Origin of the sequence: Pseudarthrobacter sp. WHRI 8279 (assembly GCF_040224115.2) — a bacterium.
Taxonomy (GTDB): domain Bacteria; phylum Actinomycetota; class Actinomycetes; order Actinomycetales; family Micrococcaceae; genus Arthrobacter.
On the sequence record NZ_CP168162.1, the window covers coordinates 3,824,181 to 3,840,346 of the forward strand.

Genomic DNA, 16,166 nt, shown 5'->3' on the forward strand with positions numbered 1-16,166 from the left:
GCGAAATTCTGCAACGATGTATGGCAGGAACTGGCGGAACCACCTAAAGGAGCCATGATGGCGGTCACCATGAATGACGTTGCGAGGGCGGCGGGGGTGTCGCTCAAGACGGTCTCCAACGTGCTCAACGACTACGAGTTCATTCGCCCTGCCACCAAGAAACGGGTCCAGGACGCCATCGCGGAGTTGGGCTACGAGGCAAACCTGACGGCCCGGAGCCTGCGTTCCGGGAAAACCAGGATGCTGGGCCTGGTCCTGTCCGACCTCTCGGCGCCGTACTACGCGGAACTTGCCTCCAGGCTGATGAAGGCCGCCTCCCGCCGCGGCTACCGGGTCCTGGTGGAACAGTCGGACGCAGCGGGAGAGGTGGAACTGAACGCCCTGCAGGGCCCGTTCCGGCAGCTCACCGACGGCCTGCTGTTCACCCCATTGGTTATCGACGCGGACACCATTGCCGCCCGGCTGGGAAAGAAACCCCTGGTTTTGCTGGGCGAACACATCCTGGATCCCCGGTTCGACCTGGTCACCATGAAAAACGGGGAAGCCGCTGCCGCCCTGACCGCCCACCTGCTGGCCGGCGGACGCCGCCGGATCGCCGTCATAGGCGCCCACCCGGACGAGTCCGCCGGCAGCGCGGGCCTGCGCCTCAACGGCTACCGCAAGGCCCTGGATGAGGCCGGCATTCCCTTCGACCCGGCGCTGATCGCCCCGTGCGACTGGCGCCGGGACAACGGCGCCGCCGCCGTCGCCGGGCTGCTGGACAGCGGCGTGGAGTTCGACGCCGTATTCGGCCTGAACGACGTCCTGGCCCTGGGTGCCATGCACGAGCTGCTGATCCGCGGCGTCCAGGTGCCCCGGGACGTGGCGGTGGCGGGCTTCGATGACATCGACGAGGCCCGGTTCGCCTCGCCTTCCCTGACCACCGTCTCGCCGGGCATGGAGGAGATCGCCGAACGGTCCATCAGCCTGCTGATCGACCGGATCGAGGGGCGGGAGGCGGAGGGCCAGGCAGCGCACATCGAAGCCGGATTCCAGCTGGAAGTCCGAGAGTCGGCGCCCCAGGTGTCCTGAACCAGGTTTCGCCCGCCCAACCTCGGGGTACTTCTCCGGCAGACCAACGAGGAAAGGTGGCCCCATGATTGCCCTTCTTGTCATTGACATGCAGAACGCGTTTTTCGAGGCGCCGGAACTTGCCGCGCAGCAGGAGCGCCTGGTGGCGTCCTGCAACAAGCTGATGGAGGGCTTCGAAGCGAGCGGCCACAAGGTCCTGCTGGTGGGGACGGAACACGAGCGGGATAAATCCACCTGGTCACTGAACATGCTGGACGATGACCAAGGCTTCATTTTCCGCGGCAGCAGCCAGGCGCAGGCGGTGTCCGGCTTGGCCACCGGGGGCCTGCCGCAGCTGACCAAAACGCGGGACAGCGCGTTTGTGGGAACCAACCTGCTGGCCAGGCTGCGCAACTGGGGCGCTGAGGAGATCGTGCTCGCCGGAGTTTCCACACACAACTGCATCGCCCAGACGGGCGCGGACGCGTTCGCCCACAACATCCGTGTCACGTACGCCAAGGATGCGATGGCCTCGGAGGACAGCCAGGACGCAGCGGACATGCTGCGCATCCTCTCCACAAGCTACCGCCAGCCGGTCCAGTCCAGTGACGAAATCCTGGCACGTCTCGGTCAGCCGTAACACCCCGGCTGCTCCGGCGGTGACGCCCGCTGCCGGTCTTAGCCGCTGAGCCTCCCCACCTTTTGGAGGGCACGACGGCGTGTCCCGGCCACGCGCCGTCGTCCTCGCCTTCCAGAGCGTGAAACTTGGGGAAATTCAGCGACGCGCACCCGTGCCCGGTGAATGGAGAGCCGGGCATAACAAACCTGAAACGTGGCGGAAACGTCCGCAACCTACTGTGGGTCCCAAGCCGCCGCAAGCGGCCCGTTGAAGGGACCAACATGCACCTGATGCCGCGCGAGCAGGAAAAGCTTTTGATCGTGGTGGCCGCCGACCTCGCGCGCCGCCGCCAGGCCCGCGGCCTCAAGCTCAACTACCCCGAGGCTGTGGCCATCATCAGCTACGAACTGATCGAGGGAGCCCGCGACGGACGCAGCGTAGCTGACCTCATGAGCTACGGCACCACCCTTCTGGGGCGGGAGGACGTCATGGAAGGCGTGCCCGAGATGATCCACGACGTGCAGATCGAGGCAACCTTTCCCGACGGCACCAAGCTCGTAACTGTCCACGATCCGATCCGCTGAGAGGGCACGCCATGATTCCAGGAGAGTACGTCTTCCGGTCCGGGTCGGTGACGGCCAACGCCGGGCGTGAGGCCATCGAGGTTGCAGTCACCAACACCGGAGACCGCCCCGTGCAGGTGGGCTCGCACTTCCACTTTGCCGAGGCCAACGCCGCGCTGGCCTTCGACCGGGAAGCCACGTACGGGCGGCGTCTGGACATCCCCGCCGGGACCGCGGCACGGTTTGAACCGGGGGACTCGCGCAGCGTCCGGCTGATAGAACTGGCCGGCGCCCGCGAGGTGTACGGGCTCAGCAATGCAATCAACGGAAAGCTCGACGGCGCCACCCGCCTGGGCGGGTCCGTCACGGAAGGGGACGGCAAATGAGCTTCGAGATCCCCCGCCGGCAATACGCCGACCTTTACGGCCCGACGACGGGCGACGCCATCCGCCTGGCGGACACCGACCTGTTCCTGGAGATCGAGAACGACCTCACCGTCTACGGCGAGGAGGTTGTCTTCGGCGGCGGCAAGGTGATCCGTGACGGCATGGGCCAGAACGGCCAGGTGGTGCGGGATGAGGACGTCCCGGACACCGTGATCACCAACGTGGTGATCCTGGACTACACCGGGATCTACAAGGCGGACGTTGCCATCAGGGACGGGCATGTCTTCAGGATCGGCAAAGCCGGCAACCCGCAGATCACCGACGGCGTGGATATCATAATCGGCGCCAGCACCGAGATCATTGCCGGTGAACGCAAGATCCTCACTGCCGGGGGAGTGGACAGCCATATCCACTTCATCTCCCCGGACCAGATCCCCACGGCGCTGACCAGCGGCATCACCACCATGATTGGTGGCGGAACCGGCCCTGCCGAAGGCACCAAAGCCACCACCGTGACGCCCGGAAAATGGCACATCCAGCGCATGCTGCAGGCCGCCGAAGGCTTCCCCATGAACATCGGCCTGTTCGGCAAGGGGCACGCCTCCGCCGTCGAACCCCTGGCGGAGCAGATCCGCGCCGGGGCCATTGGGCTGAAAGTGCACGAGGACTGGGGCTCCACCACCTCCTCGATCGACACCTCCCTCACCGTGGCTGACGAGTACGACGTCCAGGTGGCCATCCACACGGACACCCTCAACGAGTGCGGCTTTGTGGAGGACACCATCCGCGCCATCAACGGCCGCGTCATCCACACGTTCCACACCGAAGGCGCCGGAGGCGGGCACGCCCCGGACATCATCAAAATCGCCGGAATGCCCAACGTCCTGCCGGCATCCACCAACCCCACGCTGCCGTACACGCGCAACACCATCGAAGAGCACTTGGACATGCTCATGGTGTGCCACCACCTCAACCCGGACATCCCGGAGGATGTAGCCTTCGCCGATTCCCGGATCCGTGCCGAGACCATTGCCGCCGAGGACGTCCTGCAGGACCTGGGGATCTTCTCCATCACGTCCTCGGACTCCCAGGCGATGGGCCGGGTGGGGGAAGTGGTCACCCGTACGTGGCAGGTTGCGGACAAGATGAAGAAGCAGCGCGGGGTCCTGGCAGCTGACGACGGCGGCTCCCACGGCAGTGCGGGCAGCGACAACTTCCGCCTCAAGCGCTACGTGGCCAAGTACACCATCAACCCGGCCATCGCCCAGGGCATCGCGGACTCCGTGGGGTCCGTGGAGGTGGGCAAGTTCGCGGACCTGGTCCTGTGGGATCCTGCCTTCTTTGGCGTCAAGCCGGAGCTGGTGATCAAGGGCGGGCAGATCGCCTACGCGCTGATGGGGGATGCCAACGCCTCTATCCCCACCCCGCAGCCGCGCACCATGCGGCCCATGTTCGCCGCGTTCGGGAAAGCCGTGCAGCAGTCCTCCATCACCTTCCTGTCCAAAGCCGCGATCGACGCCGGGGTTCCCGCGGAGCTTGGGCTGGAGAAGGTCATCCGGCCCGTTTCCGGCATCCGCTCCCTCACCAAGGCGGACCTGAAATACAACGACGCCACGCCGGACATCCAGGTGGACCCCGAAACGTACCAGGTGACGGTCGACGGCGAAGACGTCACCTGTGAACCGTCCGATGTGCTGCCCATGGCCCAGCGCTACTTCCTCTTCTGATTTCTTCCAAGCCCTCGGAGACCCAGTGATCATCGAAAAAATCCTCGGCAACCTGCACGAGCTGCCGGACCCGGCCACCTACGCGAGCCTGCACCAGGAGAAAGTGGTGTTGCCGAGCGCGCAGCTGGTCAAGCGGATCCAGCGCGCCACCACGGACCACGGCAAGGAAATCGGCATCCGGCTCCCGTCCGGCTCCGGCGACCTGCGCGACGGCGACATTTTGCACGTCGAGGACGCCAACATGATTGTGGTGTCCGTGCTGCCCACCGACGTCCTGGTGATCGCGCCACGGACCATCCACGAGATGGGCGTCGTGGCCCACTCCCTCGGCAACCGGCACCTCCAGGCCCAGTTCTTCGATGCATCGTCGGAATACCAAGCTGAAGTCATGGTGTGCGCCTACGACCACACCGTCGAGGACTACCTTCTCCACGTGGGTGTGCCCTACTCCCGCCAGGAACGCGTCATGCCTGTACCTTTCCGCCATGCTGAGCACAGTCATTAGCTACCAGTTGGCGCTCCAGCAGCTCACCGACTCCGCGCTTCCTACTGGGGCCTTTGCTCACTCTCTTGGTTTCGAGACTTATGTCGACGGCGGCGTGGTCGCTGATGAGGCTGGTTTCGGGGTGTGGTTGTCCGCGTTCGTATCTCAATCGCTTACTTACTCCGACGGGCTGGCTATCCGGTTCCTGTACGAGGGGTGGGATGTTGGGGAGCTGGATGAACTGTTGTCCGCCTCACTGTTGCCTCGGCAGCTTCGGGAGGCTTCCGTGAAAATGGGCGGGCGGCTGCTGGAAATTGGCGCGGAGGTCTTTCCCTCGCCTGCGCTGGAACTGTACCGGGACCTGGTGGCCACCGGCCGGGCCGCGGGGCACCAGCCGCTGGCGTTCGCCGTCGTCGCCCGTTCGCTGGGGGTGCCGCTGCAGGAGGCGCTCGCCGCCTACCTTTTTGCCTCCGTCACGTCCCTGACGCAGAACGCCGTCCGCGCCATCCCGCTCGGCCAGAACGCCGGGCAGCGGCTGCTTCGCCAGGCGGCCGACGACGTCGCTGCCGCGGTCGAACGGGTCTCCCACCTGACGCCGGACGACTTTGGGGCCGTCACCCCCGGACTGGAAATTTCGCAAATGCGGCACGAACGCCAACGTGCCCGGATGTTCATGAGCTAGCAGGAGGACAATATGACTGAACCTATCAAGATCGGCATCGGCGGGCCCGTGGGCGCAGGGAAGACCCAGCTCGTGGAGCGGCTCACCCGGCACATGAGCGTCGAGATCTCCATGGCCGCCATCACCAACGACATCTACACCATCGAGGACGCCAAAATCCTGGCCGCCAACGGCATCCTTCCCGTGGACCGCATCATCGGCGTCGAAACCGGCGGCTGCCCGCACACCGCCATCCGCGAGGACACCTCCATGAACACCGCCGCCATCGAGGAACTCAAAGCCCGCCACCCCGACCTGCAGGTCATCTTCGTCGAATCCGGCGGTGACAACCTCTCCGCCACCTTCAGCCCCGAACTCGTGGACTTCTCCATCTACATCATCGACGTGGCCCAGGGTGAGAAGATCCCGCGGAAGGCCGGCCAGGGCATGATCAAATCCGACCTCTTCATCATCAACAAAACCGACCTCGCACCCCACGTCGGCGCCGACCTCAACGTCATGGAACGGGACTCGCGGGAATTCAGGGGCGCCAAGCCGTTCTGCTTCACCAACCTCAAGACCGACGAAGGCCTCGACAAGGTCATTGATTGGGTGAGGCGCGACGTCCTGATGCTCGACCTCGCGTCATGACCACGACGGCGGCCGCCGGGCCCGTCCACGGCGTGGCACCTATGGGGGTGCTTGAGCTTCGGGTCGCTGTGCGTGGGGAGCGTTCAGTAGCCGCGCACCAGTACCATCAGGGTGCTCTTCGCGTTTTGCGGCCTCACTATCTCGATGACTCGGGGCAGGTTTGTTATGTCGTGGTGAATCCTGGCGGGGCATATCTTGGAGCGGATCTCTTTGTGCTGGATGTGGAGGTCCAGGATGGGGCCGACCTGCTGTTGACTACCCAGTCCGCTACGAAGGTTTACCGGACTCCCGGGTCCTTTGCCGAGCAGCGGATGACCCTTCGGCTGGGGGAGGGGGCCCGGCTGGAGCTGATGCCGGACCAGCTCATCGCCTACCGGGAGGCCAGCTACCGGCAGCGTACGCACATCACCTTACGGCCGTCGTCGTCCCTGGTCATGGCTGAAGTGGTGACTCCGGGATGGTCTCCGGACGGCGCCGCTTTCCGGTACGAGGAAGTACGGCTGCGCAACGATATCCGTGTTGAAGGCCCTGGCGGAACCCGGCTCCTGGCCCTCGACAATCTCCTGATCCGGCCGCCGGCCGGGGATGTCACGGGAATGGGGTACATGGAGGGCTTCAGCCACGTGGGCTCGCTGGTGGTGGTGGACCCCAGGGTGGACCAGGCGCTCGCCGACGACCTGCATGCACTGACCCTGGACCGCGATGCCCGTGCAGGCGTTTCCCTGACCGGCACGGTCTGGGGAACCACCGGGCTGGTACTGCGTGCCCTCTCCAACAGCACCGGCGAACTGAACTGCCTGCTCAATGCCTGCGCCAACCTCCTCCGGAAGCGATGGCACGGGCAGGAACCCCTGAACCTGAGGAAGCACTGATGACAGTCCTCACGAATTTCGCCACGCTGTACCGCCGGCGGGAATCGCTGCCGCTACGGACCCGCCTGATGTTCACCTTCGGTGCCGTGGCTGCCTTGCACGCGGCCGCCGTCGTCATCCTGCTGGCCGGCAACGCCGCAGGCTCCGGCGCGGAGCCGCTCATGTGGGGGTTGGTGCTCACGGCCTACCTCGCCGGCGTCAAGCACAGCTACGACTGGGACCACCTCGCCGCGATCGACAACTCGACCCGCAAGTTTGTGGCGCAGCGCCAGGACCCGGTGAGCGTGGGCTTCGCCTTCAGCCTCGGGCACAGTTCGGTGGTGACGCTGGCAGGGATCCTGGTCATCGCAGGAGCCGGCCTGGTGGGCCAGTTCATGCAGGACGGGACCACGGGCAACCTGGTGCTTGGCCTGATTGGAAGCGGTGTTTCGGGGCTGTTCCTGCTGGCCATGGGCCTCTTCAACGGCTCGGCCTTCGCCCGTTCAGCGCGGGCCTTCCGCCGGGCCCGTGCCGGGGCGGCGATAGGGTCCAGCGACCTTGAGCCGCACGGACTGGTGGCGCGGCTGCTGGCCCGGCCGCTGTCCAGGGTGCGGCGGCCCCGGAACATCTACGTGATCGGATTCCTGTTCGGGCTGGGCTTCGACACCGCCACCACCATCGGGCTGCTGATGATGACGACGGCGGCCTCGCTGGCGGGAGTGCCACCGTTCGGCCTGCTCGCCCTGCCGCTGGCGTTCACAGCGGCGATGACCCTCTGCGATTCCGTGAACGGGGTGGCCATGATGCGGATGTACCGTTCCGCGCTCGATGACCCGCAGCGGCGGCTGGGCTTCAATGCCCTGGTCACCGGCATCTCGGCGGTGTCCGCCCTGTTCATCGCAGCAATAACGCTGGGCGGGTTCACTAATGCCGCCTTCGCGCTGGAGGATCCCCTGACGGTGTGGCTGGGATCAATAGACCTGGGCGACGCCGGCCTGCTGCTGGTGGCGCTGCTGCTGGCGGTGTGGGGAGCGGCAGGAGTGACGGGGCGCCTGGCGGGCAGCCGCAGGCCCTGAACGCCCAGGCACTCAGCACCTCAGGCGGCCACCCGGCCCCTGGCCTGCCGGCGCTGCCTGCTCTTCCCCTGGGCCCGCCGCGGGGCGCGCGGCCCAGCGAGGACCTCCCCGCCGTCGGGAATTGCGGAGTCTGCGTGGACCTGGGCCCCGTGCTCGATCAGGACCCCGGAGCCGATCCGTGAGTGGCTGCCGATGTTCGCACGGTTTCCAACCACCGTTCCCCGGCCGATGCGCACGCCGTCGCCAATAATGGCACGATCGCCGATCGTGGCATCGCGGTCAATCCAGCTGCCGTGGCCGATCCGGCAGCCGGAACCCACCTTTGCCCCCGGCTCCACATACGTCATGGGTCCGATGCGGGTAGTTTCCGGGACCGAGGCTCCGGGGGCAACGAGCCCGCCGCCGTTAACATGCCGGACGTACCGGGTGACCTTCCCGGCGTCGTCCTCCACTGAAACAAACTTCGCGTTCATTCAATCCCTCGTTAACCGGAGCGGCGCTTCAGCCGCACACTGGGTTAACGGTTCACAACTCAAAGGGATTCCCGAACGGCGCCGGGCAGCCCTTCCGCTACGGCAAGGCCTCCCCGTGCTGCGCGCCTTCTTCCTGGTCAGGGGCGGCAATCTCCTCCGTCAGCAGCAGCGCGGTCCCCTGGTAGGCAGGCAGTTCGAGGAAGAAACTGTGCAGGTCGTCAACCTGGCCAACTGTTGCGCCGCTGAAGAGGTCGTGGACGGTGGCGCCGGGAACCAGGTGGCTGGACTGGATGCTGCCGGAAATATCCTGGTCGGAGAAATTCAGCACTGTCACCTCCAGCGCCCCGCTCCCCAGCCGGATGACCATCACCAGCAGGCCGCGGTGTGAAACGTCCGGCACGTCCAGCAGGGCCCCGGTGGCGATGCCGTGTTCTTCGCGGACAGCCAGGATCCGCTGGAGCCGCCTGGCGTAGGAACCCGGGTTCTGCAGCTGGTCGGGGAGCGGGCCATACAGGCTGCGGGCGCGCGGCATGCCCGAGGAGGAGGATTCAGCGTCCGGGCTGGTGCCCATGATGTCGTGGGCCCCGCGGTTGATCCAGCGGGTGTCGCCCTGGGCCGTGAGTTCCTCGACGCGCTTGCGGTCCAGCGCGGTGATGCCGGCAAGGTCCCAGCCGGACAGGGCGAAGACGCCCGGCTGCAGGGCGTTGTACATGGAGAGGAGGATGTGCACGTCAAGGATCTGCGCCTCCTGCTCTGGAGTGACAGCGTCAGGGTCCTGGACCCCCAGGGCGGCCATGATGAAGCTGACCGTTGTGCAGGCGATCCCGTTGGTGGTGAACACCGCGTTGTAGGGGGCGTTCTCCCCGGTGAGGCGTTCCCGCATGGTCTGCTGGACCTGCTCCGCGAGCTGCGCCCCCGTAAGTTCCTGGCCGTTGAGCTCAAAGATCTCGTCCCGGTGCCCGGCGGCGAAGTGCATCAGCTCGTAGGTCAGTTCGTCGTGGTTTTGCAGCGCGTGGACCAGTGACGCCTGGTCCACTCCGATCTCCATGGACAGGCGGAGCGTCAGGCGCAGCAGCTCGGTGTCGGCGGTGACCAGCGCGTAATGGTAGGCCGGCCGGGTGATGAAGTCGTAGGAAAGGTCCGGGCCCGCTTCCGAGGTCGCCTTGATGTCGTCGATGGTCAGGTTCAGCTCCTGGAAGGAGAACCCGCCCACCTTGCGGATCATGGATCCGATGAGCTGGTTGGCTGCCTCGGAGAGGGGATGCCCCTCGGACCAGCCGGGCTGCTCCTCCGCACTCTTTTCCACGCCAAGGAAGCCGTTCGCGTCGAGCCTGAGCGCACCGGTGCCAAGGTCAACCAGGGAGTGCAGTGCGTCGCCGACCACCAGGCGCATCCCGGCAAAAGTGGGATCCAGCCAGTTGATGGAGGGCTGGCCTGCCTTGAAGTAGTGGAGGTAGACCCAGCGGCGGGTTTTCCCTGCGGTGTCAACGATCGCCCGGGTTGCGCTCCAGTTCGTCTCCTTGACGCCGGGCTCGTAGAAGATGACCCGCTGCAACCGGCCGATGATGTATCCGGCCTTCTGCAGGGCCTGCTCGGAGTCGGGGCTCAGGTTTACCGAGTCCTGCCCCTCGGGGACGTCCGGCAGCAGGTGCCAGTCCTCCTCCGGGATGTCAATCATGTGGTAGATCCCCGGGTAGTCCCGGAAGTTCATTTCGGCAAGGCGGAAGTCGGCGCCCTTCCCGGTGTGCCCGGGAACAATGTCATCGATGATCGTGCCGCCGTGGTCTGCGGCCACCTGGCACATGGAGCGGAACTCGTCCTCCGTGCCAAACACGGGATCGATTGCCATGCTGATCCGGTCAAAGTGCCCGTCCACGCTGGGGGTCTGCGACCAGCCGCTGATGCCGCCGGCCAGTTTGACCGGGCCCGTGTGGATGGCCCTGATCCCAATCTCGCTGAACGCTTCCCACATGGCCGGATCGCCCAGGGCGGAGAGGAAGGACTGGCTGGACCTGGTGATGAAGGACAGGGGATAGGCGGTGAACCATACGGGTGCACGCTCAACCGCAGCCCGGGGATTGGGATGCGCGTAAGAGTTCTGCCACATGCTGGCCTGCCCTGAGAGCTGCCGGGCCAGCGTGTTGGCGTCTCCCAGCATGGCCTGGTTCCGCAGCCACTCAACGTAGGCGGCGTTGCGCCCGTCGAATTCGAAGGACGGCCTGGTGGCGAAATATTGGCGCCGCCGCGCAGTGGGCCTCAGCGCCTTGGGGCGGGCCGGATACAGATGTTCATCGAAATTGACGTCCGGGTCCACTGACGGTTCAGCAGCTGCTTCCTCGTTTTCGCCGGCAACGGTCTCCGCTTCAAAAACTCCGTCGCTGGTCTTCGGTTCCCGCATTGAGTCCTCTTTCTACAGTTGGTCCCGCGGTCCCAAGGCGTAATGCCTGGCCACCCGGCTCTTAGTCCAACGTACCCGGGGGCGGCCGGACTATTCGCGCGAATTACGAAACTACCAAGTAGAAACTAAGACACAAGGTTCGCGGCGGCCGTGTCCATGTGCTCCAAAATGGTCTTGCGGGCCAGGGTGGCGTCGCCCGTGTCGATGGCGGCCACGATGTCCCGGTGGCGGTCCACACTCATGTTGCTGACGCCTTTTTCCAGCCCCGCGAACATGATGGACATCCTGATGGACCCTTCAAGCGACTCCCACGAGTGGAGGAGTGTCTCGTTCCCGGTCAGCCTGCACAGGGTGCGGTGGAATTCAAGATCGGACTCGATGCGTTCCTCCAGCGTTCCGTTGGCGGCTGCCGCCATCGCGTCTATGGCTTTGTGCAGTGATTCGGTGACCTGCTGCCGCTCCGGCAGTTCGCACAGGGTGCGGGCGGCGAGTGACTCGAGGGCCGCGCGCACGGCGTAGATGTCCCGGATTTCCTTCTCGTCCAGGTGCCGGACTGACAGCCGCCCGCGCGGCCCGGCGGCGAGCAGGCCCTCCTGTTCAAGCTGGCGGAGGGCCTCGCGGAGTGTGCCCCGGCTGATCTGGAGCATGTCCGAGAGTTCGGTTTCCACCAGATGCCTGCCGGGCTCCAGCTCCCCGCTGGTGATCGCGGTCCTCAGCGCCGCGAGGGCCTGCTCCCGCAGGCTCCGCTTTTGCAGTCCCAGCAGCGGTGCTGTCACTCCGGCCATCGTTTTGTCCTCAATGTTGGAAGTCGACTGTTTACAGTCGGCGTAGTTTCGATAGTACGGCAGAAGCACGGCCCCGGCTGGAACCGGTGCCGTGCTTCCTTGGGCCCCTGGTGTCAGCCGAGCTCGGCCAGCACCTTGGCGACGATCCGGTCCACCGCCAGGCCGTAGCGGTCGTGGAGGGTGGGCAGCGCGCCGGCGTCCAGGAACTGGTCCGGCAGTGCCACGGGGACCACGCGCTTGCCCAGGCCGGCCGTAACGACGGCGGAGGCAACGGTCTCGAACAGGCCGCCCACCACCGAGTGGTTTTCCAGTGTCACGGCCAGCCGGTCGGTGTTGATTTCCGCCAGGACGGTGGCGGCGTCGAACGGCTTGATGGTGGGGGCGTGCACGACGGCGACATCCACGTTGTGTGCCGCCAGCGCCTTGGCTGCCTGCAGCGCCCGCATGGTCATCAGGCCGGACGAGATGAACACGACGTCGTTGCCGCCGCGCAGCACCTTCGCCTTGCCCAGCTCAAACGTGTAGCCGTACTCATCCAGGACCGTGGGTACATTTCCCCGCAGCAGGCGCAGGTACGTGGGACCGTCGCTGGCAGCCAGTTGCGGGACGGCCTGCTCGATGTCGATCGAGTCGCAGGGGTCCACGATGGTCAGGTTGGGCATGCCGCGGAAGATCGCCATGTCCTCTGTGGCCTGGTGGCTGGGCCCGTACCCGGTGGTCAGGCCCGGCAGGCCACCCACGATGTTCACGTTCAGGTTCGGTTCGGCGGCGTCCAGGCACAGGAAGTCGTAGGCCCGGCGGGCGGCGAATACGGAGTAGGTGGACGCGAACGGCACCAGCCCGGTTTCGGCCAGGCCGGCGGCTGCGCCGAAGAGCAGCTGCTCCGCCATGCCCATCTGGAAGAACCGCTCCGGGAACGCCTTGGCGAAGATGTGCATGTCCGTGTACTTGCCCAGGTCAGCGGTGAGGCCCACGATTTTGTCGTTTTGATGAGCGGCTTTGACCAGGGCGTGCCCGAAGGGGGCGGATGCCGTCTTCTGGCCAGGGTCGGCGAAGGACGCGATCATCGCCGAGGTCTTGAGCTTCGGCTTGGCGGCTGTTGACGTGGCTGCAGGTGCCGGCGCGGCCGTGGTGTTGGTGCTCATGCTGAAGCCTTTCCTTCATAACCGGCGGTCAGCTGCTCGCGGCAGATCTGCCATTCGTGTTCGTCGATGCGCATGAAGTGCGCCTTTTCGCGGTTTTCCAGCAGCGGAACTCCGCGGCCCACCTTGGTGTCGCACAGGATCACCGAGGGACGTCCGACGGCGGCGGCCTGGGCGGCCGCGTTGTCGAACGCCGCCAGCAACGCGCCGACGTCGTTCCCGTCCACCCGCTGCGTGTACCAGCCGAACGATTCCCACTTTTCGGTGACCGGCTCGGTGCGGAGCACGGTGTCTGTCTTGCCGTCCGCCTGGAGTGCGTTGATGTCCACCATGGCGGTGAGGTTGCCCAGCTGGTGGTGGTGGGCGCCCATGGCTGCTTCCCACGTGGAGCCTTCATCCAGCTCGCCGTCGGACAGGAAGTTGAACACCCTTGCTTCTGAGCCCTGGTACCGCAGGCCAAGGGCCATGCCGACGGCGATAGTCAGGCCGTGGCCCAGGGAGCCGCCGGAGATTTCCATGCCGGGCGTGTAGGTGGACATTCCGGACATCGGCAGCCGTGAGTCGTCTGAGCCGTAGGTCTCCAGCTCCTCCACCGGGACGATCCCGGCTTCGGCAAGGGCCGCATAGTGGCCGATGGCATAGTGGCCCGTGGAAAGCAGGAACCGGTCCCGGGCCTCCCAGTGCGGGTCCTCGGCGCGGAAGCGGAGCTGGTCACCGTAGACCGTGGCCAGCATGTCCGCCGCGCCCAGGGCCTGGCCCACGTAGCCCTGGCCCTGGACCTCGCCCATGTTCAGGGCGTGGTGCCTGATCCGGTACGCGGCGCTGCTGATCTTTGCGAACCGTTCCTGCGTCACCCCGTTCTGGACGGTGTGTTCCTGGATGGTATCCGTTGGCATGTCTCGCTCCGTGGTTGTTTCGTGGGTGGCGGTCATTAGACGCTCACCGTGTTCGGGGTGCTTTTGGTGGCTTCCTCGGCCAGCTGGCGCTCGCGCTTTCCCCAGGTTTCCCGGGTGACCACGGCGGCCCAGAGGCCGATCGCGGCGTAGAAGCTGAAGAGGAGTGCCGGGCCCATCCAGCCCAGGGCGACGAAAAGCAGGGTGGTGACGAAGGGCGTGAAGCCGGAGACCATGGCTGAGATCTGGTAGGCCAGGGAGGCTCCGGAGGAGCGGGTCTTGGCCTGGAACAGTTCGGGGAACCATGGGCCCTGGGCGCCGGCAAGGGAGTTCTGGCAGACGGCGTAGGAGATGACGATCGTGGCGATGACGAAGATGAACAGGCCGGTGTTGACCAGCAGGAACATCGGGATGCCGAACAGGGCGGCGAAAGCGCAGGACCAGACGTACAGCGGCCGGCGGCCGATGCGGTCCGTGAGGCGGGCCCAGGCCATGGTGGCGAAGATGCCAATGAAGGATGCGATGCAGAGGGCTACGAGCGTTTCGGTCTTGTCTGCGAGCTGCTGCGTGTGCAGGTAGGAAATCATGTACGTGATTGACACGGCGTAGCCGGCAGTCTCGGCAATGCGGAGGCCAATGCCGCGGACGATGCTGCGCCAGTCGGTCCTGATGACCTCGATGATGGGCGACTTCACAATGGAGCCGCTTTCCTTGACCTCATCGAAGACGGGTGACTCAGGAACCTTGGACCGGATGATCAGGCCGACGGCGACGAGCACGATGCTTGCGAGGAACGGGACGCGCCAGGCGAGCTCGCCGCCGAGGTTCACGCTGACCAGGAAGACGAGGTTGGCCAGCAGCAGGCCCACAGGGAAGCCGGCCTGCACGATACCCGTGTACTTGCCCTTGGACTTCCACGGCGCGTGCTCGTAGCTCATCAGGATGGCGCCGCCCCATTCAGCACCGAAGGCAAGGCCCTGGACGATGCGTACAAACACCAGCAGTGCCGGCGCCAGCAGGCCAACCTGTTCGTAGGTAGGGAGCAGGCCGATGAGGAACGTGGCCACTCCCATCAGGATCAGGGAGGCCACCAGGACGGGCTTGCGGCCCACCTTGTCACCCAGGTGACCGCCAATGATGCCGCCGATGGGGCGGGCAGCGAAGCCAACGCCGAGGGTGGCGAAGGCAGCCAGGGTGCCGGTGACCGGATCACCGGTGGGGAAGAAGGCAGTCCCGAAGTACAGCGCAGCGGCGGTGCCGAACCCGATGAAGTCGTATGTCTCAATGACAGCGCCGACACCTGAGCCGATGGCGACGCGCTTGGCGTCCTTGGTGCCATGGACATGCCCGCGCATTTTCAGAGCTTCATTGCTCATGGTGGTTCCCTTTCGAAAAGCGGCCGGATCGGATCCCCGCTGTCGACTGTTAACAAAATGATAGCTCCCAGTGTGACCTAGGCCATGCCGACTGTCAACAGTCGACTTCGAGAGTTGACTGTTGACAGTTAACTAAACTAATGTGGTGCCCATCACTAGTCATGGGCGTGGCCCGGGCTTGGCACGAACAAGAGGATCAATGATGTTCCATTCGCGGCTTGGGTGCTCATCCATCAGCTTCCGGCACCAGGAACTGGCTCTGGCCCTGCGCACCATGAAGGACCTTGGCTTCGAGGAAATCGACCTCGGCGCCCTTCCCGGGGTGTGCGACCACGTGCCCTACAACCTTGATCCTGAAGCGGTGGCCGCCGTCGCTGCTGAGGTTTCGGCGTCGGGCCTTCGCGTGCGCTCAGTGAACGGCGACATCGGGGACCTCAACGCAGTGCTCGACGCCGATGCCCGGTCAGCGCGGACACAGCACCTTGACGCCCTGCTGACCTTGGCCGCGGATACGGGCGCCCGGGCGCTGGTCCTTCCCTGCGGCGCCCTGGACCACACCCCGGTCCGAGGCCTCGACGAGGACCTGGACACCATCGCCGGCCAGCTGGTCAACGCCAGTGAACGCGCTGCCGGCTTCGGCGTTGAACTCTGGACCGAATCCCTGCACTTCCTGCGGTTCTGCTGGAACCTCGAGCGTGCAGGACTCCTGGCTGACCGGCTGGCGGGATCCGGCGTCGGAATCGTTATGGACTTCAGCCACATCACGGCGGCCGGCGAGGACGTCCATGCCTACCTCGACCGGCACCAAGGACGCATCAGCCACGTCCATTTGCGCGACGCCGTCCCGGGAAACATCAACCTCAGCATCGGCAATGGCACAGCCGACTTCGCAGGCGGCCTCAAGCGGCTGGCCGCGGACGGCTATACCGGACACTTCTCGCTCGAACTCGAAACCCGGGACGTCACCCACAGCGAGCGCCCCGCCGCGGCCGCCAAGGCCGCCAGCTTCATTACCGACCTCATCTGACCAT

The 16,166-nt window shown here is 65.6% G+C and carries 17 protein-coding genes; 11 read left to right on the forward strand and 6 right to left on the reverse strand.

Features of this window, described 5'->3' with window-relative positions:
- The first annotated feature begins 57 nt into the window (after window positions 1-57).
- The 10 genes from ABRP28_RS17540 to ABRP28_RS17585 all read left to right on the forward strand — a co-directional run bounded on the left by ABRP28_RS17540 (window position 58) and on the right by ABRP28_RS17585 (window position 8,068).
- Complete coding sequence (locus tag ABRP28_RS17540; RefSeq protein ID WP_350001205.1) at window positions 58-1,071, forward strand: LacI family DNA-binding transcriptional regulator; 1,014 nt, start codon at window positions 58-60, stop codon at window positions 1,069-1,071.
- 64 nt (window positions 1,072-1,135) lie between these two features.
- Window positions 1,136-1,690, forward strand: coding sequence for an isochorismatase family cysteine hydrolase (locus ABRP28_RS17545; protein WP_350001202.1), 555 nt, complete (start codon window positions 1,136-1,138; stop codon window positions 1,688-1,690).
- 260 nt (window positions 1,691-1,950) lie between these two features.
- The gene (locus ABRP28_RS17550) at window positions 1,951-2,253 is read left to right on the forward strand and encodes an urease subunit gamma (protein WP_066273243.1); all 303 of its coding nucleotides are present in this window, start codon (window positions 1,951-1,953) and stop codon (window positions 2,251-2,253) included.
- An 11-nt stretch (window positions 2,254-2,264) separates the two neighbouring features.
- Entirely contained in the window at window positions 2,265-2,618 is a 354-nt protein-coding gene (locus ABRP28_RS17555; RefSeq protein ID WP_350001200.1) for an urease subunit beta, read from the forward strand.
- A complete protein-coding gene (ureC, locus tag ABRP28_RS17560) occupies window positions 2,615-4,345 on the forward strand; it encodes an urease subunit alpha (protein WP_350001198.1) in 1,731 nt (576 codons plus the stop codon). Before ABRP28_RS17555 ends, ureC begins: the two co-directional genes overlap by 4 nt.
- A gap of 25 nt (window positions 4,346-4,370) precedes the next feature.
- Window positions 4,371-4,850 (forward strand): urease accessory protein UreE, encoded by a 480-nt coding sequence (ureE, locus tag ABRP28_RS17565; protein WP_350001196.1) that lies wholly within the window; start codon window positions 4,371-4,373, stop codon window positions 4,848-4,850.
- Entirely contained in the window at window positions 4,831-5,511 is a 681-nt protein-coding gene (locus ABRP28_RS17570) for an urease accessory protein UreF (protein ID WP_350001194.1), read from the forward strand. The genes ureE and ABRP28_RS17570 overlap by 20 nt, the downstream gene beginning before the upstream one ends.
- 12 nt (window positions 5,512-5,523) lie before the next feature.
- Window positions 5,524-6,141 (forward strand): urease accessory protein UreG, encoded by a 618-nt coding sequence (gene ureG / locus ABRP28_RS17575; protein ID WP_350001192.1) that lies wholly within the window; start codon window positions 5,524-5,526, stop codon window positions 6,139-6,141.
- Window positions 6,142-6,182: 41 nt separating this feature from the next.
- Window positions 6,183-7,013, forward strand: coding sequence for an urease accessory protein UreD (locus tag ABRP28_RS17580; protein WP_374152986.1), 831 nt, complete (start codon window positions 6,183-6,185; stop codon window positions 7,011-7,013).
- The gene (locus ABRP28_RS17585; protein WP_350001188.1) at window positions 7,013-8,068 is read left to right on the forward strand and encodes a nickel transporter; all 1,056 of its coding nucleotides are present in this window, start codon (window positions 7,013-7,015) and stop codon (window positions 8,066-8,068) included. Before ABRP28_RS17580 ends, ABRP28_RS17585 begins: the two co-directional genes overlap by 1 nt.
- Window positions 8,069-8,088: 20 nt before the next feature.
- Here ABRP28_RS17585 and ABRP28_RS17590 read toward each other — a convergent pair whose 3' ends face one another.
- From ABRP28_RS17590 to ABRP28_RS17615, 6 genes are all read right to left on the reverse strand, one after another.
- Window positions 8,089-8,541 carry a transferase gene (locus ABRP28_RS17590; RefSeq protein ID WP_350001182.1) on the reverse strand — a complete coding sequence of 151 codons (453 nt, stop codon included), beginning with the start codon at window positions 8,539-8,541 and terminating at the stop codon, window positions 8,089-8,091.
- Window positions 8,542-8,638: 97 nt separating this feature from the next.
- Window positions 8,639-10,939, reverse strand: a complete 2,301-nt coding sequence (treS, locus tag ABRP28_RS17595) for a maltose alpha-D-glucosyltransferase (protein ID WP_350001180.1) — start codon at window positions 10,937-10,939, stop codon at window positions 8,639-8,641.
- A gap of 125 nt (window positions 10,940-11,064) precedes the next feature.
- Complete coding sequence (locus ABRP28_RS17600) at window positions 11,065-11,724, reverse strand: GntR family transcriptional regulator (RefSeq protein WP_350001178.1); 660 nt, start codon at window positions 11,722-11,724, stop codon at window positions 11,065-11,067.
- Between the two features lie 113 nt (window positions 11,725-11,837).
- Window positions 11,838-12,869 (reverse strand): transketolase C-terminal domain-containing protein, encoded by a 1,032-nt coding sequence (locus ABRP28_RS17605; RefSeq protein WP_350001176.1) that lies wholly within the window; start codon window positions 12,867-12,869, stop codon window positions 11,838-11,840.
- Entirely contained in the window at window positions 12,866-13,762 is an 897-nt protein-coding gene (locus tag ABRP28_RS17610; protein ID WP_350001174.1) for a transketolase, read from the reverse strand. The genes ABRP28_RS17605 and ABRP28_RS17610 overlap by 4 nt, the downstream gene beginning before the upstream one ends.
- 35 nt (window positions 13,763-13,797) lie before the next feature.
- Window positions 13,798-15,135 (reverse strand): MFS transporter, encoded by a 1,338-nt coding sequence (locus ABRP28_RS17615; RefSeq protein ID WP_350001172.1) that lies wholly within the window; start codon window positions 15,133-15,135, stop codon window positions 13,798-13,800.
- A 202-nt stretch (window positions 15,136-15,337) separates the two neighbouring features.
- Here ABRP28_RS17615 and ABRP28_RS17620 point away from each other — a divergent pair, with 202 nt between their 5' ends.
- Window positions 15,338-16,162 carry a sugar phosphate isomerase/epimerase gene (locus ABRP28_RS17620; protein WP_350001581.1) on the forward strand — a complete coding sequence of 275 codons (825 nt, stop codon included), beginning with the start codon at window positions 15,338-15,340 and terminating at the stop codon, window positions 16,160-16,162.
- The last annotated feature ends 4 nt before the right edge of the window (window positions 16,163-16,166 follow it).